At 70.2% G+C, this 21,468-nt stretch carries 16 protein-coding genes; 10 read left to right on the top strand and 6 right to left on the bottom strand.

Annotation, left to right across the window (positions count from 1 at the left end):
* The first annotated feature begins 59 nt into the window (after positions 1 to 59).
* Complete coding sequence (locus H0524_RS15930) at positions 60 to 701, top strand: hypothetical protein (RefSeq protein WP_180199341.1); 642 nt, start codon at positions 60 to 62, stop codon at positions 699 to 701.
* A 413-nt stretch (positions 702 to 1,114) separates the two neighbouring features.
* Entirely contained in the window at positions 1,115 to 2,413 is a 1,299-nt protein-coding gene (gene mycP, locus H0524_RS15925) for a type VII secretion-associated serine protease mycosin (protein ID WP_180199340.1), read from the top strand.
* A 108-nt stretch (positions 2,414 to 2,521) separates the two neighbouring features.
* Here the strand turns inward: mycP (H0524_RS15925) and H0524_RS15920 are convergent, their stop codons facing one another.
* From H0524_RS15920 to eccD, 4 genes are all read right to left on the bottom strand, one after another.
* The gene (locus H0524_RS15920; protein ID WP_180199339.1) at positions 2,522 to 2,809 is read right to left on the bottom strand and encodes a WXG100 family type VII secretion target; all 288 of its coding nucleotides are present in this window, start codon (positions 2,807 to 2,809) and stop codon (positions 2,522 to 2,524) included.
* Positions 2,810 to 2,827: 18 nt separating this feature from the next.
* Complete coding sequence (locus H0524_RS15915) at positions 2,828 to 3,157, bottom strand: WXG100 family type VII secretion target (protein ID WP_180199338.1); 330 nt, start codon at positions 3,155 to 3,157, stop codon at positions 2,828 to 2,830.
* Between the two features lie 145 nt (positions 3,158 to 3,302).
* Complete coding sequence (gene eccB, locus H0524_RS15910) at positions 3,303 to 4,751, bottom strand: type VII secretion protein EccB (RefSeq protein ID WP_180199337.1); 1,449 nt, start codon at positions 4,749 to 4,751, stop codon at positions 3,303 to 3,305.
* 136 nt (positions 4,752 to 4,887) lie between these two features.
* Positions 4,888 to 6,276, bottom strand: a complete 1,389-nt coding sequence (gene eccD, locus H0524_RS15905) for a type VII secretion integral membrane protein EccD (RefSeq protein ID WP_180199388.1) — start codon at positions 6,274 to 6,276, stop codon at positions 4,888 to 4,890.
* Between the two features lie 136 nt (positions 6,277 to 6,412).
* Here eccD and eccCa point away from each other — a divergent pair, with 136 nt between their 5' ends.
* From eccCa to H0524_RS15875, 6 genes are all read left to right on the top strand, one after another.
* Entirely contained in the window at positions 6,413 to 10,378 is a 3,966-nt protein-coding gene (gene eccCa / locus H0524_RS15900) for a type VII secretion protein EccCa (protein ID WP_180199336.1), read from the top strand.
* 153 nt (positions 10,379 to 10,531) lie between these two features.
* Positions 10,532 to 10,969, top strand: coding sequence for a hypothetical protein (locus H0524_RS15895; protein WP_180199335.1), 438 nt, complete (start codon positions 10,532 to 10,534; stop codon positions 10,967 to 10,969).
* 35 nt (positions 10,970 to 11,004) lie between these two features.
* Positions 11,005 to 12,429 carry a WXG100 family type VII secretion target gene (locus tag H0524_RS15890; protein WP_180199334.1) on the top strand — a complete coding sequence of 475 codons (1,425 nt, stop codon included), beginning with the start codon at positions 11,005 to 11,007 and terminating at the stop codon, positions 12,427 to 12,429.
* A gap of 97 nt (positions 12,430 to 12,526) precedes the next feature.
* Positions 12,527 to 13,756 (top strand): type VII secretion-associated serine protease mycosin, encoded by a 1,230-nt coding sequence (mycP, locus tag H0524_RS15885; protein WP_180199333.1) that lies wholly within the window; start codon positions 12,527 to 12,529, stop codon positions 13,754 to 13,756.
* Between the two features lie 440 nt (positions 13,757 to 14,196).
* The gene (gene eccE / locus H0524_RS15880; RefSeq protein WP_180199332.1) at positions 14,197 to 15,573 is read left to right on the top strand and encodes a type VII secretion protein EccE; all 1,377 of its coding nucleotides are present in this window, start codon (positions 14,197 to 14,199) and stop codon (positions 15,571 to 15,573) included.
* A complete protein-coding gene (locus H0524_RS15875; RefSeq protein ID WP_180199331.1) occupies positions 15,570 to 16,265 on the top strand; it encodes a hypothetical protein in 696 nt (231 codons plus the stop codon). The genes eccE and H0524_RS15875 overlap by 4 nt, the downstream gene beginning before the upstream one ends.
* A gap of 33 nt (positions 16,266 to 16,298) precedes the next feature.
* Here the strand turns inward: H0524_RS15875 and H0524_RS15870 are convergent, their stop codons facing one another.
* Complete coding sequence (locus H0524_RS15870) at positions 16,299 to 16,934, bottom strand: response regulator transcription factor (protein WP_180199387.1); 636 nt, start codon at positions 16,932 to 16,934, stop codon at positions 16,299 to 16,301.
* Positions 16,931 to 18,175 (bottom strand): sensor domain-containing protein, encoded by a 1,245-nt coding sequence (locus tag H0524_RS15865; RefSeq protein WP_180199330.1) that lies wholly within the window; start codon positions 18,173 to 18,175, stop codon positions 16,931 to 16,933. The genes H0524_RS15870 and H0524_RS15865 overlap by 4 nt, the downstream gene beginning before the upstream one ends.
* A 142-nt stretch (positions 18,176 to 18,317) precedes the next feature.
* Between H0524_RS15865 and H0524_RS15860 the strand changes: the two genes are divergently transcribed.
* Positions 18,318 to 19,046, top strand: coding sequence for an ABC transporter ATP-binding protein (locus H0524_RS15860; RefSeq protein ID WP_180199386.1), 729 nt, complete (start codon positions 18,318 to 18,320; stop codon positions 19,044 to 19,046).
* Positions 19,046 to 21,430 (top strand): ABC transporter permease, encoded by a 2,385-nt coding sequence (locus tag H0524_RS15855; RefSeq protein WP_180199385.1) that lies wholly within the window; start codon positions 19,046 to 19,048, stop codon positions 21,428 to 21,430. The genes H0524_RS15860 and H0524_RS15855 overlap by 1 nt, the downstream gene beginning before the upstream one ends.
* Positions 21,431 to 21,468 lie beyond the last annotated feature (38 nt).

The raw sequence follows: 21,468 nt of genomic DNA, 5'->3' as shown, positions 1-21,468 counted from the left end.
CGGCACCACGAACCCGGCGTCACCCGACGCGATGACGCCGCCACGAGGAGGAACAGTACATGCCAAGGATCACCGCAGGGCTCGCCGCAGCCGTCACGGCTGGCGTCCTCGCGATCGCCGGCACGGTCGCGCCAGCGGCCGCACGGCCGAGTGCCACCGCCGACCTGCCCAACTTCCGTGTCGGCATCCAGATGATTGACAACGGCAGCCAGATCGGGGATGCCGAGTACACGCCATACTCCAACTTCGGCGGCGGATGTTCCCCATTCGCCGGAGACACCAACACATTCGACCCGGACGGCGCCCGGCTCTTCCTGGAGCCGCCGCCGCGCTTCACACCGCTGAGCCGCGACTTCCGGATCGGCGTTCAGGTCACCGACCACAACGGCAGCCAGACCGGTGTCCTCCAGTGGTCGCCGTGGGCCAGCGAGGGCGGGGGCGTGAGCGATTTCGCCTTCGACACCAACGGGTTCGACCCCGACCAGGTCAAGGTCTGCCTGGAGACCCGCGACATGCCGGCCGGCGTCGTGTTCTACGACTTCCGGTTGAGTATCAAAGCGGTCGACCAGGGCAGCGCCGACCAGGGCGGCACCCGGCAGTTCACGCCGTGGGCGGCCGACGGCGGGGGCGCCAGCCCGTGGGCGTACGACTCCAACGCCTGGGACCCGGACGGCTTCGCGGTCGGCATCGAGGTCTACTGACCGCCGCCGAGCAGGCTCAGTGGCTACTGGGCCTGCTCGGTGCCGCCGGATACGCCTACACCGTGGTGCGGCGGGAGTTGGGTGTCTGATGAGATCGGGTGGTCGCGGGGGCGGACTCGGGCGCCGCAGCATCTACTGACGTTGGTGGTGCTGCTGAAGGCGTATCACCGGTTGGGCTACTCGCCGATCTGTTCGGGTGCCGCTGCCGATCGTGGAGCACATTCGGAACGTACCGGAGTTGAAGCCAGAGGTCGATACGGAGCATGGCCCGGGGCGCACCTGCGACAGCAGAAGCCGGCACGGTCGCGGTGGTCGATGTGATGTTGGTGGTGGATCCGGTGTCCCTGCCCCGAGCACGGCCCGAAAGATCGCTAGGATGCAGCGGCGTTGTACAGATGAGAGGTGAGCGCGACATGCTCCGCGATCGTCGTCAACCTGCTGGTGCGCTCCTGCTGGCCCTGGTTAGCTCGGCTGTCCTGATGCCGCCGATGCCGGCCGCGGCAGCTCCGTCGGCTTGTGCCAATCCCAACGAGCCGGGTCAGGTCATCAGTGACACTCCCTGGCACCAAGAATGGCTCGCGCCGCAACGAGTATGGCCCTTCAGCACGGGCGCCGGGGTCGAGGTGGCCGTAGTGGACTCGGGCTCCGACGGCAGCCACCCGCAGTTGAACGGCCAGGTGAGATCCGGGTTCGACGCCCTCCGCGGGACCCAGGGTGGTGACTTCGACTGCGTCTCCCACGGTACCGCGGTTGCCAGCCTGATCGCTGCGCGCCCACTGGAGGGCATCGGCTTCCACGGTCTGGCCCCGGACGCCACGATCCTCCCGATCCGGGTCAGTGAGCAGGCCGGCGGCGGAGGCAACGAAGGCCAGGGCGAGAGCGTCTCCACGGCGGTCTTCGCGCAGGCTATCCGTCGGGCTGTTGACAACGGCGCCGATGTGATCAACATGTCGGTAACGCTCTACCGGCCCGACCCCGAGGTCGAGAGCGCGATCCGCTACGCCCAGCAGGCGGATGTGGTCCTGGTCGCCGCCGCCGGAAACTTCCACCGCACCGACGGCGAACCCGACCCGGTGCCATATCCCGCCGCGTACGACGGCGTGATCGGGGTCGGTGCGATCGACCGGCAGGGCACACGGGTAGAACAGTCGCAGGTCGGGCCCTACGTCGATCTGGTGGCTCCTGGTGGTGCGGTTGTCGCGGCAACCCGCGTCGAGGGCCACAACGTCTGGAGCGGCACCAGCTTCGCGACCCCGCTGGTGAGTGCGGCTGCGGCCTTGGTCCGCGCCGCCGAGCCGCAGCTGTCGGCCGAGCAGGTTTCTCGCCGGCTACTAGCTACGGCCGACCCGGCGCAGGGGGGTCCGGAGCAGGGCTACGGGCAGGGCGTGCTCAGCCCGTACCGGGCGGTCACCGAGCGGTTGAGTACTGCGGCTCCGGTGGCCCCGGCCCCGTTGCCCGACCCGCTCTACGACGCGGTGGCGCAGGAGCGAGCCGAGCGGTGGCAGGTCTTCGGGCGGGTGGCGCTCTGGGGCGGCCTGTCGGTGACGGTGATCGCGCTTGCTATCGCCGTAACCGTTGCCTTGTTGCCGCGCGGTCGACGCCTCCGCTGGCGCCCGACGCGCCCCGGCGATCCACCGCCCCCGCCTCCGGAGATCGACGAGCCCGATGAGGTGTTCTTCCAGGTGGCCACCACCTCGCCGCCCCGCAGCTGACGACCGGCCCGGAGTCACTGCCACGCTGCCGGGTAGGTCGCGCCGTCAAGGTAGTGGGAAATGCCGATGGCCCGGCACAGAGCCGGGCCATCGGAACATCCGACGAGATCAGCCGCCGAACTTCGCCTGGTTTGCGGCCTCACGGGCCTGCATCCTGGCTGCCGACTCGCGCAGCGCCCGCTCAATCCGGCTGAGCAGGTCGCGCAGGTCGTTTGCCGCGGCCTCCCAGTCGCGCTGCCGACGGAAGTACGCCTCGCGAGCGTCGCCGTCCCAGGTCGCGAGCAGGGGCGCGATGCTGGACTTGAGCCCTTCGAGCTCGCCGTTCATGTTCTTCAGGCTGCTGCCGCAGCTGTCCGCCGAAGCGGCCAGGGCAGCGAAGTTGTACCGGATTTCCATTTCGGACCTTCTCCCCCGTCAGAGCTTCAGTGCCGCGGTGATCTGTCCGGCGGTGGCGCCAGCCGAATCCATATCGGACTTGATTTCTTCGTCTGCGACGTCGTAGTCCTTACCGGCGGAGCCGACTGCCTCGGCGATCGCCCGCAGGGCCACGTTCAACCGCGCCATGTCCTGGTCGAACCGCTGGCGCACCTGCTGGAATGAGCCCGCACCAGCGCCCTTCCACTGGTCGTACAGCGGCGCGAGCTGGTCCATCAGCTGGTTCAGATTGCTGGTGAGCCGGTCGGCGGTAGCGTTTACCTCGCCCTCGGTCTTCACCATCAAACCGGTATCGGTGCGCATCGTCATGGTGGAGTCACCCCCGTCCTCATCGATTCCCCCGCATGGGCGGAGGCGGCCTCGTTGCGGTGCGCTCACACCGCTTTCCACACGAACCGTAACGGGTCAAGTCCAGCCCGCGCTAGGCCAGCCCGCGCTGGTCCAATAGAGAACTCTACTGTGGTAGCTCCAGCTGAACTGGATCAAGGGCCTGCTTGGCCGCCACCGGATCGAGTGCGGGACCGGCGGGGAGCCGGTCAACCAGACTCGCCGGTAGTGCAATGGGTTCCACACCGCCATAGCCGAGCATATTCGCCACCTCTCTCGAGCCAAGCGAATACCGGTAGCCGAGGTCGGTGACCAAACTCAACGCACCAGTCGCAGCATCTGGTGCCGGCATAGCTTCAACCAGGACGCCGTGCCCCGGTTCGATTACGACCCGGTCAGCGAGCGGAATGCCGGTACTGCTCTGCTCTGGGGTCAGCACCGGCTCCTGCGCCTGCTGCACCTGCCCTTCCAGGAGCAATGTCGGCTCGCTGCGGCCCGGGTGGTAGGCCGCACAGACAGCTGGCTGATCGCCCACCTCCCGGAGTATTTCCGGCCGCTCCCCGGGTGCACGGTGCGGCCCCTCGGCCGCAGGCGGCGCCTTGGGTGCCGCCGCCGCGGCGCCGGCCGAGAGTGATACCGGCTCGGGTACCGCCCCATTCGGATACGCCCGAGTAGTCTCCGGGTCAGCCAGCAGCACCTCGGCCTCAAGCTGGGTCAGCGGGCGCAACTGAGCTCGCTCCACCAGGTAGTACTGGCGGCCTCCACTCTGGTTTTCCACGACCAGGATCTGACCGACCCGGGCGTCCGGCATTGTTTGTGACACTTCGCCCCGACCCACCACGTTCCGAATGCCGATCGGTTCCCCGGCGGGTAGGGCGTTCAACCACGCTCCACCCACCTCGACCTGCCGCTCGGTCGTCATTGTCAATCCTTCAAGAACGATGCTTTCGTCCTGAATCTCGTACCGGTAGTCATGCCAGATCAAATGCAGCCGGTCGGTCGTGGTGTCGCGGACCAGCAGCGCCATCTCGCCCAACTCCCGCCCACCACCGGGCGCTGCCCCGACGGTCAGCACAGCGGTGGCGATGTCCGCACCCGCCGAATCGTGAACCGACTGGGTGCAGAGCGTCCAGGGCCCGGCGAGAAGCCGCTTCGGGTCGGGTAGCGCGTCGGGGGCGTCCCGAATGCCGATGGGGGCGCCGCGCGGCGTGCCGAGCAGAGAGTTGCGGGACACGGAAACGGTGCCCGCCGCCTTGCCCAACGCCAGCAGCGCAGACGAGTAGTTTATGACCGCATGCAGGTGACCGTCGCGGTAGATGTACCGCGTACCGGTCTCCTTCTCCAGAATGACGGCCCCCTCCGTCTTCCACGTCGTGGCGCCGCCGGGGCGCAGGATCCCGTAGACGCCCACCGCGGCGAGACAGAGCACCGCCACCATGATGCTCGCGAAGCCGGCACCGCCGAGCCGCCGAAACGGCGCGCCGTTCTCCGGATCAGGCTCCCGGGAAACGAGCGCGGAGGTCATCCGCTGGACGAAAAACTGGTACGACTGGACCTGGTCCCGCCGCGAAGACATGGCACCCTCCCCTTGCGTACGGTCGGCACAGCGGGGGCCGGACCGCGATGCCCACGATAGGCACCACGACGGCAACCGTGGGCCCGGTGCCCGGCCGGTTCTCGCCACTCCACCGAGTCAACGACCAACCGTTCGGTCAGCCGCCCAGCGCCCGCATGAACCCGTACAAACCCATCACTCCACACGCCACCGGCAGTACCGCGAGTTGCAGCACCACGTCCAGGAAGTCGCCGAACCGGGCCAGCCGCGGCGACGGGGATCGGCGGCTGTACGTGAGCCCAGCGCTGACCGAGATCCCGGCCGCGACCATCGCGACCGGCAGCACCGCCAACACCCGCACCGCCGTCCCGGCGCCGGCCGCGCCAAGCAGGGAGAGCAGGGCGAGCCCGACGAGCCCGCCGGCGAGCATCGGCACCCGATGCCGGACGGTGGGCATCAGTCGGGCTCGCAGCAGGTAGCCGAGGGAGACAATTCCGGTAAGCACCAGCGCAGCTACCGACCCTGATCCGGTCAACACAGTCAGGCAGCCGAGGGTGACCACGATCGAGCCGAAAATCATGCCGGTGAGTACCTCATCCGCCCGGGCCGTCGCCTGGTACACCGCCTCCCGCGGTGGCTGCGGCTCGTCGCGCAGCAGGTCCTGGGCGTTCCTGGGCAGCGCCGGCATCGGTAGCTTCCCCAGCCGCACCGCGAGCAGCGGCAACGCCGGCAGCAGCAGGGTCACCCCGCTCACCACGATCGCCGCGCCCTGCACCGCGTCTATCGAGCTGAGAGCCAGCAACCCGCCGAGCATTCCCCAGAACCCGGTGTAGACCGCCGCGACGAAGACCCGAGCCGCATCACCAACGCCGAGCATTCCCATGAGGCCGGCGAGGAGTAGGACAGCAGAGCCGAGCAGCACGTGTGGCGCACCGAGCGCCCAGACGGACTCCCCGGTCCCGATCACCAGGATCCCGCCGACGAAGGCGTAGGGCAGGCTGGCGGCGGCCAGCACCGCCCCGGCGAGCGAGTCGGCCATCGCGCGGGAGAGCATAATCCCGGCCAGCAGCAGCCCGGCGGCGGCGCCGAGGGCTATCACGCCGCCGAGCCAGCCAGGCTCGTTCGAGCTGATGATGACCGCCAAGCCGACCAGTAGCAGCGCACTGGCGACAATCAGTCCGGTCAACCGGGTCGCGAGTGGATTCCAGGCGATTCCACGGCGCCGCGCGCCGGATGCGACAGCTTCCATCAGATCGTCGTACGCCAGCTCTGGCCACTCGGTACGGCGTGGCGCCAGGTGCAGCGTCTCCCCGTCGCGGATGTTCTGCGCGGCCAACGTACGATTGAGATCAATGAGCGATCCCTCGGTTCGGCGCAGCACCCAGCCGCCGTGAGCCGTTCCGTCGGACGGGTGCTCCGCAGCCTGTCGTAACACCGCAGGAAGCATTCCGACCAACGGTAAATGCTCTGGTAGGGCTATATCTAGTCGCCGGTTCGGGGTAACGATGGCGATGCGCGCGAGTCCGGTTCCGGCCTGGGTAACCACTGACGCTTCCTCCGACGAGGAGTGGGCCAACGGGCCCGCGGCTGTCATGACGACAAGAGGCTACCTACCATGTGCCGGTGGCGTGGGCACCGGTTCGGTTCGGTCGAGTCCAGGCACCAACGGGGAGGTCTGATACGTGAGTACCGTCGTTGTGAAGCGCCCGGCTCGGCAGCCGGAGCCGGAGTACCCGTTCGGCGAGATCGTGCTGGAGGCCCCGCCGGAGGTGCCACCGCCCGGTGGGCGCAGCTGGGGGCAGATGCTGATGATGCTGCCGATGCTCGCCGGTTCATTCGCGATGGCGCTGATGTTCGCCGGCCAGAGCGGCAACACCATCCGTTACGTTGCTGGGGGTCTCTTCGGCCTCTCCGCGATCGGGATGCTCGCCTCCCAACTCGCCAACAACTCCGGTGGTCCGAGCAAGCAGGAAATGCTGCAGCGGCGGCGCGAGTACATGATGCACCTGGCGCGGCAGCGTCGCCGGGTACTCAAAGCAATCCGGGGCCAGCGAGAATCCATGTTCTACCGCCATCCGGCACCGGATGCGCTCTGGTCTGTTCCGATTGGCCCCCGGTTGTGGGAGCGACGGCGCGGAGACCCGGATTTTTCGACCGTACGAATCGGACTCGGCCCGCAGGAACTGGCCACTCCGTTGGTTCCCCCGCCGCCATCAACGTTGGAACAACTGGAGCCAATGTGCGCCTTGGCGCTGCGCCGTTTCCTGACGACCTACCGCGAGGTGCCGGATCTGCCGGTGGCGATGCTCCTCAGCGGCTTCGCCCAGGTGCACCTGCGGGGGGATCAGGAGGCGACGCGTGGGCTGGTCCGGTCGATCCTCGCCCAGGCCACGGCCTTTCATGCTCCGGACGACCTACTCGTCGCGGTCTGCGTCGGCACCGATCGGCGTGCGGCGTGGGAGTGGACGAAGTGGCTGCCGCACGGGCTGCACCCGAGTCGCACCGATGCGCTGGGTCAGCTGCGGCTCGTCGCGCCCTCGGCCAAAGGGCTGGAGGAGATGCTGGACGACGTGCTGACCAACCGGCCCCGACACCAACCCACCGGTGGGGTGTCCCAGCCGGGTGGACCGCACATCCTGGTCATCATCGACGGCGGTAGTACGGCTGGCTCAGAGCACCTGATGACCGATGGTGGGGTGGATGGGGTCACCTTGCTCGACCTCTCCAACCCGGCGCCGCGGCTGCTGGACCGGTCGCGGCTGGTGCTCGAGGTCGACGCCGACCAGAAGCTCGTGGGTACGACGGTGGATGGTGTCATCGAGATGGGTCGCGCGGACGACTGCCAGACCGCGGAGATCGAGACACTCGCCATGCAGATGGCTCCGCTGCGCCTCTCGGCCATGTCCCAGGGCGGCGAGGATTCGGTCGCCACCGAGCTGGGCCTGCCCGAGCTGCTCAACATCGGCGACCCGTACGAGTTCGACCTGGCGGCGGCCTGGCAGCCGCGGCCGAACCGGGATCGACTGCGGGTGCCGATCGGTGCGGGCACCGACGGCGCTCCGGTGGACCTCGACATCAAGGAGTCCGCGCAGGACGGCATGGGCCCGCACGGCCTCCTGATCGGCGCCACCGGCTCCGGCAAGTCCGAGCTGCTGCGTACGCTGGTACTGGCGCTCGCCGTCACGCACAACTCGGAGAGCCTGAACTTCGTCCTGGTCGACTTCAAGGGCGGCGCGACCTTCACCCGGCTGGACGCCCTCCCGCACACCAGCGCCGTCATCACCAACCTCGCGGACGCGCTGCCGCTGGTGGACCGGATGGCCGGCGCGATCAGCGGCGAGCTGCTACGCCGGCAGGAGTTGCTGCGCGCGGCCGGCAACTACGCCTCGCAGCGCGACTACGAGAAGGCCCGGGCTGCGGGGGCACCCCTGGCTCCCCTACCGAGCCTGCTCATCGTCTGCGACGAGTTCTCCGAGCTACTCACGGTAAAGCCGGACTTCATCGACTTGTTCGTGCAGATCGGCCGAGTGGGCCGGTCACTCGGTGTCCACCTGTTGCTGGCCACCCAGAAGCTGGAGGAGGGCCGGCTGCGCGGCCTGGACAACCACCTGTCGTACCGGATCGGGTTGCGGACCTTCTCCGCCATGGAGAGCCGGGTGGTGCTGGGCACTGCCGACGCGTACGAGTTGCCCAACTCGCCGGGCCACGGCTACCTACGCTTCGGCACCGAACCGTTGGTCCGGTTCAAGGCCTCGTATGTCTCCGGTACCTACCGCAGTGAGACGGCGACGGCGGCCGGCGCCGGTGGTGGCGAGACGCGGGTGTTGGAATACCACACCGGCTATGCCGCACCGCCGCTGACACCGCCCGAGCAGGAGGTGACGCCGGAACCGGACAACACGGCCGCCGTCGGCGGCGACAGCCTGCTGGACATCCTGGTCAACCGGCTCACCGGGCAGGGCACGCCGGCCCACCAGGTGTGGCTGCCCCCGCTCGCGGAGCCGCCGACGCTGGATCAGCTCCTGCCACCTCTGATCACCGACCCGCACCGGGGGGTGACGGTGGCGCAAGCCGATCTGGTGGGCGAGCTCCAGGTGGCCACCGGCATCATCGACAAGCCGTTCGAGCAGCGTCGGGACGTACTCTGGTTGGACCTGGCGGGCGCCGCCGGCCACGCGGTGATCGTGGGTGGTCCGCAGAGCGGCAAGAGCACCATGCTGCGGACGATCATCACTTCACTGGCGCTGACCCACACGCCACGTGAGGCACAGGTCTACTGCCTCGACCTGGCCAGCAACGCGCTCTCCTCCCTGCGCGACCTGCCGCACGTCGGCGCGGTGGCGACCCGGCTCGACGCTAGCCTGGTCCGGCGTACGATCGCCGAGTTGCAGCTGCTGATGGGCGTGCGGGAGCGGCGCTTCGGTGAGCGCAGGGTGGACTCCATGGCCGCGTACCGGCGCGCCCGTCGGCAGGGCGAGCACACCGATGACCCGTTCGGCGATGTCTTCCTCGTCATCGACGGCTGGTCCACCATCCGGACCGAGTTCGAGGACCTCGAGCCGGCGATCAGTGACATCGCCAACCGCGGGCTCTCCTTCGGCATCCACCTGATCGTCACCGCCGGACGCTGGATGGACCTGCGCCCGGCCGTCCGGGACGTCTTCGGCACCCGGCTGGAACTCTGGCTGGCGGACGCGTCCGACTCCATGCTGGATCGTCGGGCCGCGGTGAACGTGCCGGAGAAGTCTCCCGGTCGGGGCATCGACCCCGACGGTCAGCACATCCTCGCCGCGCTGCCTCGTGCCGACGGCGCCCAGGAGTCGGCGAGCCTCCCCGAGGGAGCCCGCAAGCTGATCAACGACCTCGCCGCCGCCTGGGAGGGGCCGGGAGCTCCACCGATCCGACTGCTCCCGCCGGTGGTCCCGTACGGCAGCCTGCCGTCCACCGGACGGCCCGGCCTGCCGATTGGTCTCGCCGAGGTGGACCTCCAGCCGGTGCACCTGGACTTCGCCGCCGACCCGCACTTCCTGCTCTTCGGGGACGGGGAGTCCGGTAAGAGCACCTTCCTGCGGTCACTGGCCCAGTCGATCGTCGACCGCAACGAGCCGAACGAGGCGCGGCTGGTGCTGGTGGACTACCGACGCAGCATGCTCGGCGACATCACCACCGAACACCTGATCGGGTACGGGTCGTCGGCGCAGCTCACCGAGAGCTACATCGCCGAGGTCGCGGCCGTGATGCGGGACCGGCTGCCTCCCGCCGACCTGAAGCCCGAGCAGCTCCGCGCCCGCAGCTGGTGGAAGGGGCCCGACCTCTACATCCTGGTTGACGACTATGACCTGGTGACGGGGGTGGGCAGCAATCCGTTGGCGCCGCTGCTGGAGTTCCTGCCGCAGGCCCGGGATGTCGGTCTGCACCTGATCGTCGCCCGACGCACCGGTGGCGCGAGCCGGGCCCTCTATGAGCCGGTGCTGATGCGGCTGCGGGAGATCAGCACCCCGGGCATCGTGATGTCCGGAAACCGGGACGAGGGGGTGCTACTCGGCAACGTCCGTCCCGGGCCGCTGCCACCCGGTCGGGGCTGGCTGGTCACCCGGCGGGAGGGCACCCGCCTGGTGCAGTTGGTGAACCTTCCGTCCCGGACGTGAGCACCCGGCGGGGTTGCGCGATGACGCTATGCTCTCCCAGAGTGGATACTCGGGTCGTGGCTGCAAACTAGCACATTTTGGACATATTCCAATAGCACCAATTAGCCAATGGGATCGATACGCCACCGACCGGCGAGCGATCGGGGGAGACACATGGGCGACGACTGGCTCGCCGGCGAGAACATCGACGTCGATATTCAGCAGCTCGACGCCTTCGCAGCTGCCATCATGGACGAGTTGAACGTGCACTTCACCCCCGGCTATGAGCAGGGTGTGGCTCCGACACTCCACGCGCCGGCACCGTTCGGCGAGGGTGGGCTGCAGGAGGGCCAGTACTTTCAGGCCAGACACGAATACAGCCGCCTGGCAATGCAGGCGCTGATCGCCGAGGCAGCGAAGGGCCTGGCCTCCCTCAGCATGGCCGCCAAATCGATCTCCGCTGACTATCTCACCGAAGACGCCCTTGCCGAGGTGGCCAACGACGATGTCTTGAACGCCTTCCGCAGCGTTGAGGGGCAGGCGACCCTCGACAGCACCTGGCAGCAGGGCGACAACGCGGTGGCTCCGTCGACGGGTGAACCGCGGGCCTGACCGGTGCGGACGGGACGCAGAGCTGAGGAGCGGGGATGACAGACCAATACCACGAGTGGGAACCGACCGAACCAGACCGTCGGCTGTTTGCCGACGTCAAGGACGACTACGTCGACAACCCGACCGCGATCTACACCCCCACACAGTGGGATGGGGTCGATATCGAGCAGATGCGGATGCTTGTCCGCGACGAGAGCGACGAACGCACCTTCGCGCTCGCGGAGGCGTGGCACCGCACCAGCACCCTGCTGCAGGCCACCCGGGAAAACCTACAACGGCACGCCGATGGGCTGGCGGCGAAATGGCACTCACCCGCGGGCCGCTACTTCATGGGCAAGGTGGGCGCGGCCCTCTACTCGCTGGACGAGTGGACCGAGGTCGCCGACCGGCACGCCCGCGGCCTGGAACAGGTCGGCAACACCATCACCCAGACCCAGCGGGAAATGAACGAGCTCTGGCAGAAGTACGTCGCCGAGCAGGACCGCCAACACCAGATCCGCGAGGCCGACAAGGGCGCTCAACTCAGCGACTTGTTTGGTATGAACAACGGCAAGACGTACGAGCAGGTGACAAAAGAATTCCACGAGCGCGCGAAAAGCATCGTCAAGCCGCTAGCCGAGCTGTACGTCGACGTCGCCCACACCAACGTCCAACGCGGCGGCAAATACAAAGGGCCAACGGACACCCCCTGGATCGACGACGGGCAGCTCCCCCCGCCCGTGTTGCCGAACACCTCGGTCGGGCTGGGGCCGTCCGGAGCGACCGTGCCCGGTGACCGGCCGGAGCTACTCACCCGCCCCAGCGTGACGTTACCTCCCCCACCCGAGCCGACCGACGGCATCGGGCTCGCCGGAGGCACCGTCACCGCGCCGCCTCCGACCCTCAACCCCCCAGCAGTCACACCGCCAGTCCCCACCCCACCTACCCCAACCCCTGTCCCCCCGCCGGTCTTTCCAGGTGTCACCGGCCCCGCAGCTATGGGCCCGAACACACCAACCACCAACCGCCCCGGCTTCCCCCGCCCCACCCTGCTGGGAACCAACGCCCCCGGCACCCCCGGCACCCCCGGCGCCCGCGGCCCGGTACCCAGTCCGCACCAGCCCGCGCTGGGCCGCCCAACACCACCACCGCTCAGCCTCAACGGCGCCCCACCACCAACCACCAACCGCCCCACCCCATTGACCGGCGGCGGCCCCCTCACCGGCCAGACTGCGGCCGGCAACACCCGAACGGCCGGCAGCACCCGAGCGCCCGGCAGCACCCGAGCGCCCGGCAGCACCGGGCCCACGCCTCTGGGCGGCGGGGCCAGGACACGACACACCACCGACAATGCCGAAAGCTGGGGCTACGGCGACGGCGACGACGAGCTCTGGACCACCACCCCACCCCCGACCGGCACCATCACCACACCGGCCGAGCAACGACCACGACAGCACGGCAAAGCCCTCGGCCAGAGCTAACCCCCGACCCGGGCCGGTCACCCCACCACAGGTGACCGGCCCACACCATGTGACCACCCCACCGGCCACGCCACGGCCCCGAAGGAGGTACCCGCGAATGCGTCTCGCCCGCCCGGCGACCACCATCACCGCCGCGACGCTCACCGCCATCATGGCCCTCGGCATGCCAGCCCTACCAGCAGCCGGCGCCGACCGGAACGACGCCTGGTACCTCGACGCCCTCGAACTAACCGAGATGCACAAAATCACGCAGGGCGAAGGAATCACCGTCGCGGTCATCGACTCCGGCGTGGACGCCAGCCACCCCGACCTGAAAAACAACGTCCTACCCGGCACAGACGTCTACGACGACCAGTCCAAGGGACACAAAGACCGAGACGGCCACGGCACCGGGATGGCCTCCCTCATCGCCGGACACGGACACGGCCTCGACGGCCGTGAGGGAGTCCTCGGCGTCGCCCCCAAAGCCAAAATCCTCCCAATCACCGTCGGAGATGCATCGGCCGTTAGGAGCGAGATCCCGAACGCGGTCAACTGGGCGGTCGACCAGGGCGCAGACGTCATCAACCTCTCCCTGCATGGCACGAGCGACAGTGCATTCAACCGGGCGGTAGAGCGGGCCTACCAGAACAACGTGATCGTCGTCGCCGGTGTCGGTAACCGAGAAAACACGGCCATCAGTGGCCTAGCAATGCACGATGCCACGCTCGCGGTGGCCGGTCTGGACCGCGACGGCCAACCCAGCCGCGATGCCTCGCTCCCAGACTGGGGAACCCAGGTGATCCATCTCGCCGCACCCGCGGAAGACCTCTACCAAGCAACACCCGGCGGGGGGTACGCCACGATCGGTGGAAACAGCGGCGCCACCGCAATCGTCTCCGGCGCCGTCGCCCTGGTGAAATCGAAATACCCGAACCTCAGCTCAGCAGACCTGTTCAAACGAATGGTCGAAACCACCCGCGACGCCGGCGAGCCCGGACGGGACCGCGAATACGGCTGGGGCACACTCGACCTGCGTGCCGCCCTCACCGGCGAACCAGACGGCCGCACCACCCAAACCCAATCTCCCAGCCCACTACCCCCAAGCGACCCAGCCCTCCTCCGCGCCCGCGAGTCAGATCCAACAGACAACAGTCTCCAACCCACCCTCGTCATCGCAATCGTGGTCCTCGCCCTCGGCCTCATCACGGTCACCGCACTACTCCTCCTACGCCGCCGCCGGCGAGCCGCCACCACACCCACGACCCACACCACCCCCCAGACACCCACCCCCACATCACCACCGATCGACCCCACCGACCCCACCGACTGGCAACGCCCCAACTAATCGCACCCAAGACCCCAATCCGTCCGGGCAAAACCACCGTGGCTGTGCGCTTGTACGGTTCCGTCGAGCAGCAGCGCTCCTGCGGCGAGCGGCACCATTACGGGCGTGGCCATTACTCCTCCCGCTTTTGGTGTCCTGGCACGGCACCACGCCAACGGCCACATCAGTCGGTGGCACCAATCTGGTCTTTTACGCCGACCGCCCAAGCCTCGGGGCCCCGCCAGGTCGAGCGGCTGGGATATCGTCGGCGTAACCCCGATCCGTCAACGCACGAAGCCCCGGAGCCATGCGCGCACTCTTTTCCTCTCCCCGGACCAGCCTGGCGCGTACCTGTCCATCGGTGATCCGGTTACGGCAGTGAAAGCCGACGCCCTGATTACCATTGTGGAGGGTGCAGCCAACCGGCACGGCACCTTCGGCCCAGCTGAGGAGGACGTGAGGTGACTCACCCGGGTGCGGCACGGCCGGGCGAACCGGAGCATGCCTGGGCCGCAGAAGGCGGGCAGGGTCGGGCGGCGACCAGCACCGTCTACGGCGCGCGGGCCGCAGCGGCGGTACCGCCCCACTCGGCAGCACCGGCCCACAGCGGCGGCCCGCCCGCCTACCCGGCGGCGGCGCAGCCGCACCCTACTGCGGCCGAAGTACCACCCGGGCCGGACAGCTCGGGTGCCCGCCGGTTGCGGCCGTACCGGCCTCCACTCGGGATCGGCCCGGTCACCGTTGTCCAGCTGGTGGCGTGGCAGGTCGGGGTGGTGGCGGTACTCGCCGCCACCGGGCACAGCATGCTGCTCACCGCCGTGGTCGCCGCCGTGGCGGTGCTGGTGCTCGTACCGACGGTGATCCGGATTCAGGGCCGCTGGCTGCACCAGTGGAGTGTGGTCTGGTGGGGCTTCCGAAGGCGACGCCGGCAGTTGGCCGCGGTCGACCCGGAACCGGCCCGGCACCTCTTGGCCCAGCTGGGGCGGGGCGTCGAGCTGGAGACTGTCGAGATCGACGACCAGCCGGCGGTGTTGCTGACCCACCCGGCTGGGCTGAGCGTCGTCTTCGACATTGACCCCACCGAGGGTGCCCTGCTGATGAGCACTCCGCAGGCCCTGCCCTCCCCCACCGCGCTGCTGCCACCGGCAGACCAGCAGGGTCCGCCGGTGGTGGTGCAGGTGCTGATCCAGGTGACCCCGGCACCGCGTGCCCACCCGAGCGCGGCGGCGGTGGGCCGGGCGTACCGGGAACTGACCAACGGGGAGGTGCCGGCCAGCCGGCAGGCGTGGGTGGTACTCCAGGTGGCGCGGACCCCCGATTTTCACGCCGACCACGACCTGCTCCCGACACTGACCAAGGTGATTCAGCGGACCCGGCGGCTGCTGCGACAGGAGCGGGTGAGCGCGCGGATGCTCAACCGGGACGAGGTGCTCGCCGCGGTCGCCACGCTCACCCACCTCACCGGGACAATGCCGGGGGCGGGCAGCGAGCAGCTACTCGCCCGCGAGTCCTGGCGGGCCTGGTCGACCGGGGGTGCCCGGCAGAGCTGCCACCGGCTGCTGACCTGGCCCAGCCAGCGGTGGGAGATCGATCCACTGCTGCGGGGGCTCCCCTCCGCCGGCGGTGTGGTGTCGGTCGCCGCCAGCCGGGTGGACGGCGATGACCTGGCCGTGGAGGCGGCCTTCCGGCTGCTGGGGAGCGGGCCGGATGGTCTGGCCACCGCGGACGAGGCCCTGCACAGGGCGATCCGCCGCCAGGGCGGTCAGCTGCAACGACTCGACGGCGAGCACGCCCACGGGGTGGCCGCCACGCTACCGCTCGGAGGTTTCCTGCGGTGAGGAGTGTCGCTTTCCCGGACAGTCGGATGGGGTTGCACCGTACCGACACCGCGTCCGTTGACGGCCTGCGCCTGGTCGCCGGCGGCGGTGGCCTCGTGGTCGGCCGCAACCGGCAGCAGGACCCGGTGGGGCTGCGCGTGTTCCGCCCCGAACCGACCCAGCTGATGCTGGTCGGTGGAGTCCGCAGCGCCCAGCTGATCGCCTTCCGCGCCATCGCGCTCGGCGCCCGGCTGTACATCCAGACGGGCCGCGAGCGGGAGTGGGACGGTTTCCTGCGGCGCTGCGTCATCGGCCGGGAGATCGCCACGTTCCTGCCGCCGGGTAGCCCGCCGCCGGCCCCGGCCAACCCCACCGAACCGCAGCTCGTGGTTGTCGACACCGGCCCGGTCACCGGCCCCAACCCCGGGCTCAGTACGCCGTGGCGGGCCACCCTGGTGGTCCGCGACGACCTGGCCGGCTGGGACTCCACCGCACTGGTACGCAGCGACATCGTGCTGCTTCAGCGGCTGACGGCGGTGGAGGCGGGGATGGCGGCGAACGCGCTGGGGCTGGTGAGCGTGCAGAGCTGGTTCACCCAGCTGCACCCGGAAATGGTTGGCCTGATCACCAGGGGCAAGGTGCAGTGGGTCATGCTGAGTGTGACCCACACCGAGCGCCAGTTGATGGGTTCGGTGGCCCGCGGCGGCGGGTGATCAGCTGGCCGGCCGCCCCGGCGTCCCTGCCGCTCAGCGCCGCAGGTAGGCCAGCACCGCGAGCACCCGCCGGTGACCGTCGGTGGTGACCGGCAGGTCAAGTTTGCTGAAGATGTTGCCGATGTGCTTGTTGACCGCGGCGTCCGTGACGTGCAGCTGCCGGCCGATCATGTCGTTGGAGCGGCCCTGTGCCATCAGCGCGAGCACCTCGAGCTCACGGGCGGTCAGCCGCCGCCTCGGGTCGGAACGGCGGCGCATCAGCTGACGGACCACCTCGGGGTCGATCACCGTCGCCCCCGCGGCGACCTGCTCCACCGCGGTGTTGAACTCCGCCACCGCGCCGACCCGGTCCTTCAGGAGGTAGCCGACGCCCGCGCCGTCGTCGGAGTCCAGCAACTGCGCCGCGTACGACTGGTCCACGTACTGGCTGAGGACCAGGACCGGCAGGCGGGAGAGGTGCTGGCGCAGCCGTACGGCGGCTCGCAGCCCGTCGTTGGCGTTGCCCGGGGGCATCCGCACGTCGGTGATGATGAGGTCTGGGCGCCGGGCCTGGACGGCCTCGGTCAACGAGTCGGCGTCGGCCACCGCGTCGATGATGTCGTGCCCGAACCGGCTGAGGATGCTCACCAGCCCCTCCCGGAGCAGGGCGGAGTCCTCGGCGAGGGTCACTCGAAGGGGCATGGGATCTCCATCAGTACGAGGGTCGGGCCGCCGGGCGGGCTGGAGACCCGCATCCGCCCGTCCAGCACGGCGAGCCGGTCCGCCAGCCCGGTCAGCCCGGTCCCACCGGAGACGTCGGCGCCGCCCACGCCATTGTCCCGCACCGCCAGGGACAGGATGTCGGCGTGGTGCCGCCCGACCAGCTCAACCTGGGTGGCCTGGCTGTGCTTGGCCACATTGGCCAGTGCCTCGGTGACAGCGTAGTAGCCGGCGGCCTCGACGGGCGGCGGTAGCCGACCGGTGAGCCGCAGGTCGAGCGAGACCGGCACCGGAAACCGGCTGGCCTCGTCCTCCAGCGCGGCCACCAACCCGTTGTCCGTGAGGACCTGCGGGTTCAAGCCCCGGACCAGGTGGCGCAGGTCGGCCAGGGCCAGCCCGACCTGCTCCTGCGCCGTGGCAAGCTGGCCGTGCAGTGTGGAGGGCTCGGGCAGGTCCAGGCGGATCAGGCCCAGCGTGACGCTCAGCGAGACGAGCCGCTGCTGGGCCCCGTCGTGCAGGTCGCGTTCGATCCGCGCCCGCTCGGTCTCGAACGCGTCGAGCAGCCGCGCCCGCGACTCGCTGATCTCCTTCAGGTGCGGGTCGACTTCGACGCCCCGGGGTGCGAGGACGATCCGGCACAGCGCCGCGCGGGCGCCCGCCCAGGCGGTCAGCGAGTAGGGGGCCGCGAGGAGCAGGAGCCCGCCCAGCACGGCCCAGGGCCAGGCGGCCGGGTCGTCAACCGGCGCGCTGATGCACAGCGCTGGCACCACGAAGGCGAGGCCGAGCACGGCGGCGTCGACCCAGCAGAGCGCCGTCAGCGAGATCACCATCAGGGTCAGTTCACGCCAGGTCGCCGACTCACTCAGCCGCGTACGCAGCCATGCGCGCGGCCCCGGCTGCTCCGGTGGCCGGTGCGGATCCCGGATACCGTCCAGGTCCACCAGCCGCAGCCGTAGCCGCTCCAGGCGGGCGAAGGGCAGCCCCATCAACGCGGTGGCCAGCAACAGCAGGGCCCCGACGCCCACGACGACGGTGAGGATGCCGGCGGTGAGCGTCGCAACGAACAGGCACATGGTGAGGGCTCCGGCGAGCACGCCCGAGATCAGATAGAGCAGGGCTCGCCAGGGCCAGGCCGAGGCGAGGAAGCCCACCGGCTGCCGGGCCAGCGCCTGCCACGCGGTCCGGCTTCGCCGCTCACCATCACGTCGCACCGCGCCACGATAGGTCAGCACCGGGCCCGGCACAGTAGGGCGGACTCTACCTTGAGGACTATCTCCCGGGTCAGTGTGCGGGGGGCCCGTACGCGATCAAATCGACGGCATGACTGCTACTCGATCTTCGGCCTCGCCAGCGGTGGAGCTCAACTCCGTACGCAAGGTGTATCACCGGGGCCGGGCGGAGGTTCCGGCGCTGCACCGGGTCTCGCTCCGCTTTCCGCGGGGCAGCTTCACCGCGATCATGGGCCCGTCCGGCTCCGGCAAATCCACCCTCCTGCAGTGCGCCGCCGGCCTGGACGAGGCCAGCTCGGGGCAGGTCCTCGTGGCCGGCGAGGAGATCGGCGGGATGGACGAGCACCAGCGTACGGCCCTGCGGCGGCAACGGATCGGCTTCGTCTTCCAGTCCTTCAACCTGGTCGCGTCTCTGACCGCGGCGCAGAACGTGGAGCTACCACTGCGTTTCGCCGGCCGCCGCCCCGACCGGGCGGAGGTGGCCCGGGCGCTGGCCGCGGTCGGCCTGGGCGAGCGCGCCGGGCACCGGCCGAGCGAGCTCTCCGGCGGTCAGCAGCAGCGGGTCGCGCTGGCCCGCGCGCTGATCACCCGCCCGGACGTGCTCTTCGCCGACGAGCCGACCGGTGCGCTCGACACCGAGACCTCGCGTGCGGTGCTGTCGCTGCTGCGCCGCCTGGTTGACCAGCGGGCCCAGACCACGATCATGGTCACCCACGATGCGGTTGCTGCCTCGTACGCCGACACGGTGGTCTTCCTCCAGGATGGCCGGATCGCCGAGCGGATGGAGCTCGCTCCGGCGGACGGGTCGCAGCCCGGCCGGATCGCCGCCGAGATGACGCGGCTGGGGGCATGATGCTGGCCGCTGCCAATCTCCGCGAACACTGGCGTTCCTTTCTGGCCAGTTTCCTCGCCGTCGTGGTGGGGGTCGGCCTGATCGCCGCCGCCCTCCTGCTCTACGACTCGAGCCGGCCAAGGCCGCTGCCGCGGGTGGCCAACGCCCCGGTTCTGGTGGTGGCGAAGCAGGCGGCGGAGCCGACCGGCTCGCTCCGGGACCGCGTACCGTGGAGCGAGCGCGAAGCCGGTGACCTGGCCCGGAAGCTTGAGGGGATCGACGGCGTCGCGGCCGCCGTCATCGACCGTAACTTCTATGCGCAGGCCTTCGCCGACGACGAGCCGGTGCCCGACGAGGCCGCGGCGGAGGCCGGGCACGGCTGGTCCAGTACCCGGCTGGCGCCGTACGAGCTGACCGCCGGCCGGGCGCCGCGCTCCGACCACGAGGTGGTGGTGAGCACCGCTCTCGGGGTGGCCGTCGGTGCCACCCTCCCGGTCGGCCTTGCGGACGGGGTGCGCACCTACACGGTGAGCGGGACGGTACCCGGGCACGGCTTCTACTTCACCGACGCCGAGGCGGCGCGGCGGGACACCGGGGTGACCACGATCGGGCTGCTGGCGGCGCCGGGCTTCGCCGGCTCGGCGATCGCCGACCGGGCCGGCCGGATCGTCGGCGACGGCGGCACCGCGCTGACCGGTGCCGCCCGTGGGGTGGTGGAGCCCGGGCACCACACGCACCGGCGGTTCCTCGGCACCCAGCTGATCGGCGCGATCACGATCATGGCGCTCTTCACCACGATCTTCGTGGTTACCGCCACCCTGGCGTTGGCCACCGCGCAGCGCCGCCGCGAGATCGGGCTCCTCCGGCTGATCGGCGCCGACCGGCGCCAGCTCCGTCGCCTGGTGCTCGGCGAGGCGGTCCTGCTCGGTCTGCTCGGCTCGGTGGTCGGCTGCCTGGCCGGTGTCTTCGCGGCACCCGCCCTGCTGGCGTCGCTCGCTCGGCTCGACGTCACCCCGCCCGGTGCCCGGATAGTCATCTCGGCGTGGCCGTTGCTGGCGGCCGGCGCGGTCGGCACCGGGATCGCCGTGCTCGGCGCCGGGGCGGCCAGCCGCTCGGCGGCCCGGATACCGCCCATCGAGGCGTTGCGCGACGCCGCGACGGAGCGGCGCCGGTTGGGCCGCGGCCGGGGGGTCACCGGGCTGGTGATCCTCGGTCTGGGTCTGGTGCTGGCCGTCCTGGCCGCGGTCGGCGACGCGGACCGACGGGTCACCCTGGCGCTCACGACGTCGATGTGCCTCATCGCCGCCGCGGCACTGCTGGCGCCGGTCGTGATCGGGCCGCTGGTACGCCTGGGTACGGCAGCGGTTGCCCGCTGGTCCCGCGGCGCGGGCGCGATGCTCGTCCGGGCCGAGTTGCTCAACTCGCCCCGCCGCGCCGCCTCCATCGCCGCCCCGGTCATCGTCGCGGTGGGCTTCGCCGTGCTGATCAGCGGACTGGTCGAGACGATGCGGATGGCGTACCCCGCGGAGGTCACCCGGCAGCTTGCGGGGCAGGTGCTCATCGACCCCGGCAACGCGCCCGGCCTGAGCGAGGCGGTGGTCCGGGCGAACCCGACCGGTCGGGCGCCGCTGCCGACCCGCCTCTTCGTGACCCGGCCGGACGGCGGCGACACCGTGCTCGACGGGGTCGGGTCGCGGGACCCGCGCTGGTCCCGGCCGGGCGAGGCGGTCCTGGACACCACGATGGCGGAACTCCTGGGCGTGCAGGCCGGTTCGACGGTCACCGTACGCTTCGCCGATGGACGTAGCGCCCCGTTGCGGGTCGCCGAGGTGCTGCCCCCGGACCCGACCCGTGGCGCGTTCGTGCTCTCCCGGGAGACGGTCCGGGAGCACGATCCGACGGCCCTGACCGACAACATCTTCCTCGCCGCCGACCAGGCCCCGGCCCGGCTGGGCGCGGGCGCTCGGCTACACGACGCCGAAGAGTTCGCGCTGCAGGACTACCACACCGACGCCGAGCTGACCGACAGCCTGGCGAGCATGCTCACGGTGGTCGCGGTCGGCTACAGCGGGCTGGCGGTGGCCAACAGCATGGCTCTGGCGGCGGTGGGGCGGCGTGGCAGCCTCGCCGTGCTGAGGTCGGCCGGCGGCACCCGGCGACAGCTGCTCGGGGTCGCGGTCGGCGAGACCGGACTACTGGTGATCATCGGATCGGTGCTGGGTCTGCTCGCCACCGTGCCGGCGCTGGTCGGCGTCGCCTCGGGTCTCGGCGCCGAGACCACGACCCGCGTGTCCGTGCAGCTCAGTGGTGCGGTGGTGGCCGGGGCGGTCCTCGGCACCCTGGCCCTGGCGACGGCCGCGAGCGCCGTCGTGTCCTGGCGCCAGCTGCGTCCGCGGAGCAACTGAGCGTGGCCCGCGACCGGTACGCCGGTCGCGGGCCACAT

It is taken from the genome of Salinispora sp. H7-4 (assembly GCF_013416675.1).
GTDB lineage: Bacteria > Actinomycetota > Actinomycetes > Mycobacteriales > Micromonosporaceae > Micromonospora > Micromonospora vitiensis.
Note: the sequence above shows the minus strand (reverse complement) of the source record. Positions and strands in the feature narration are given on the sequence as shown.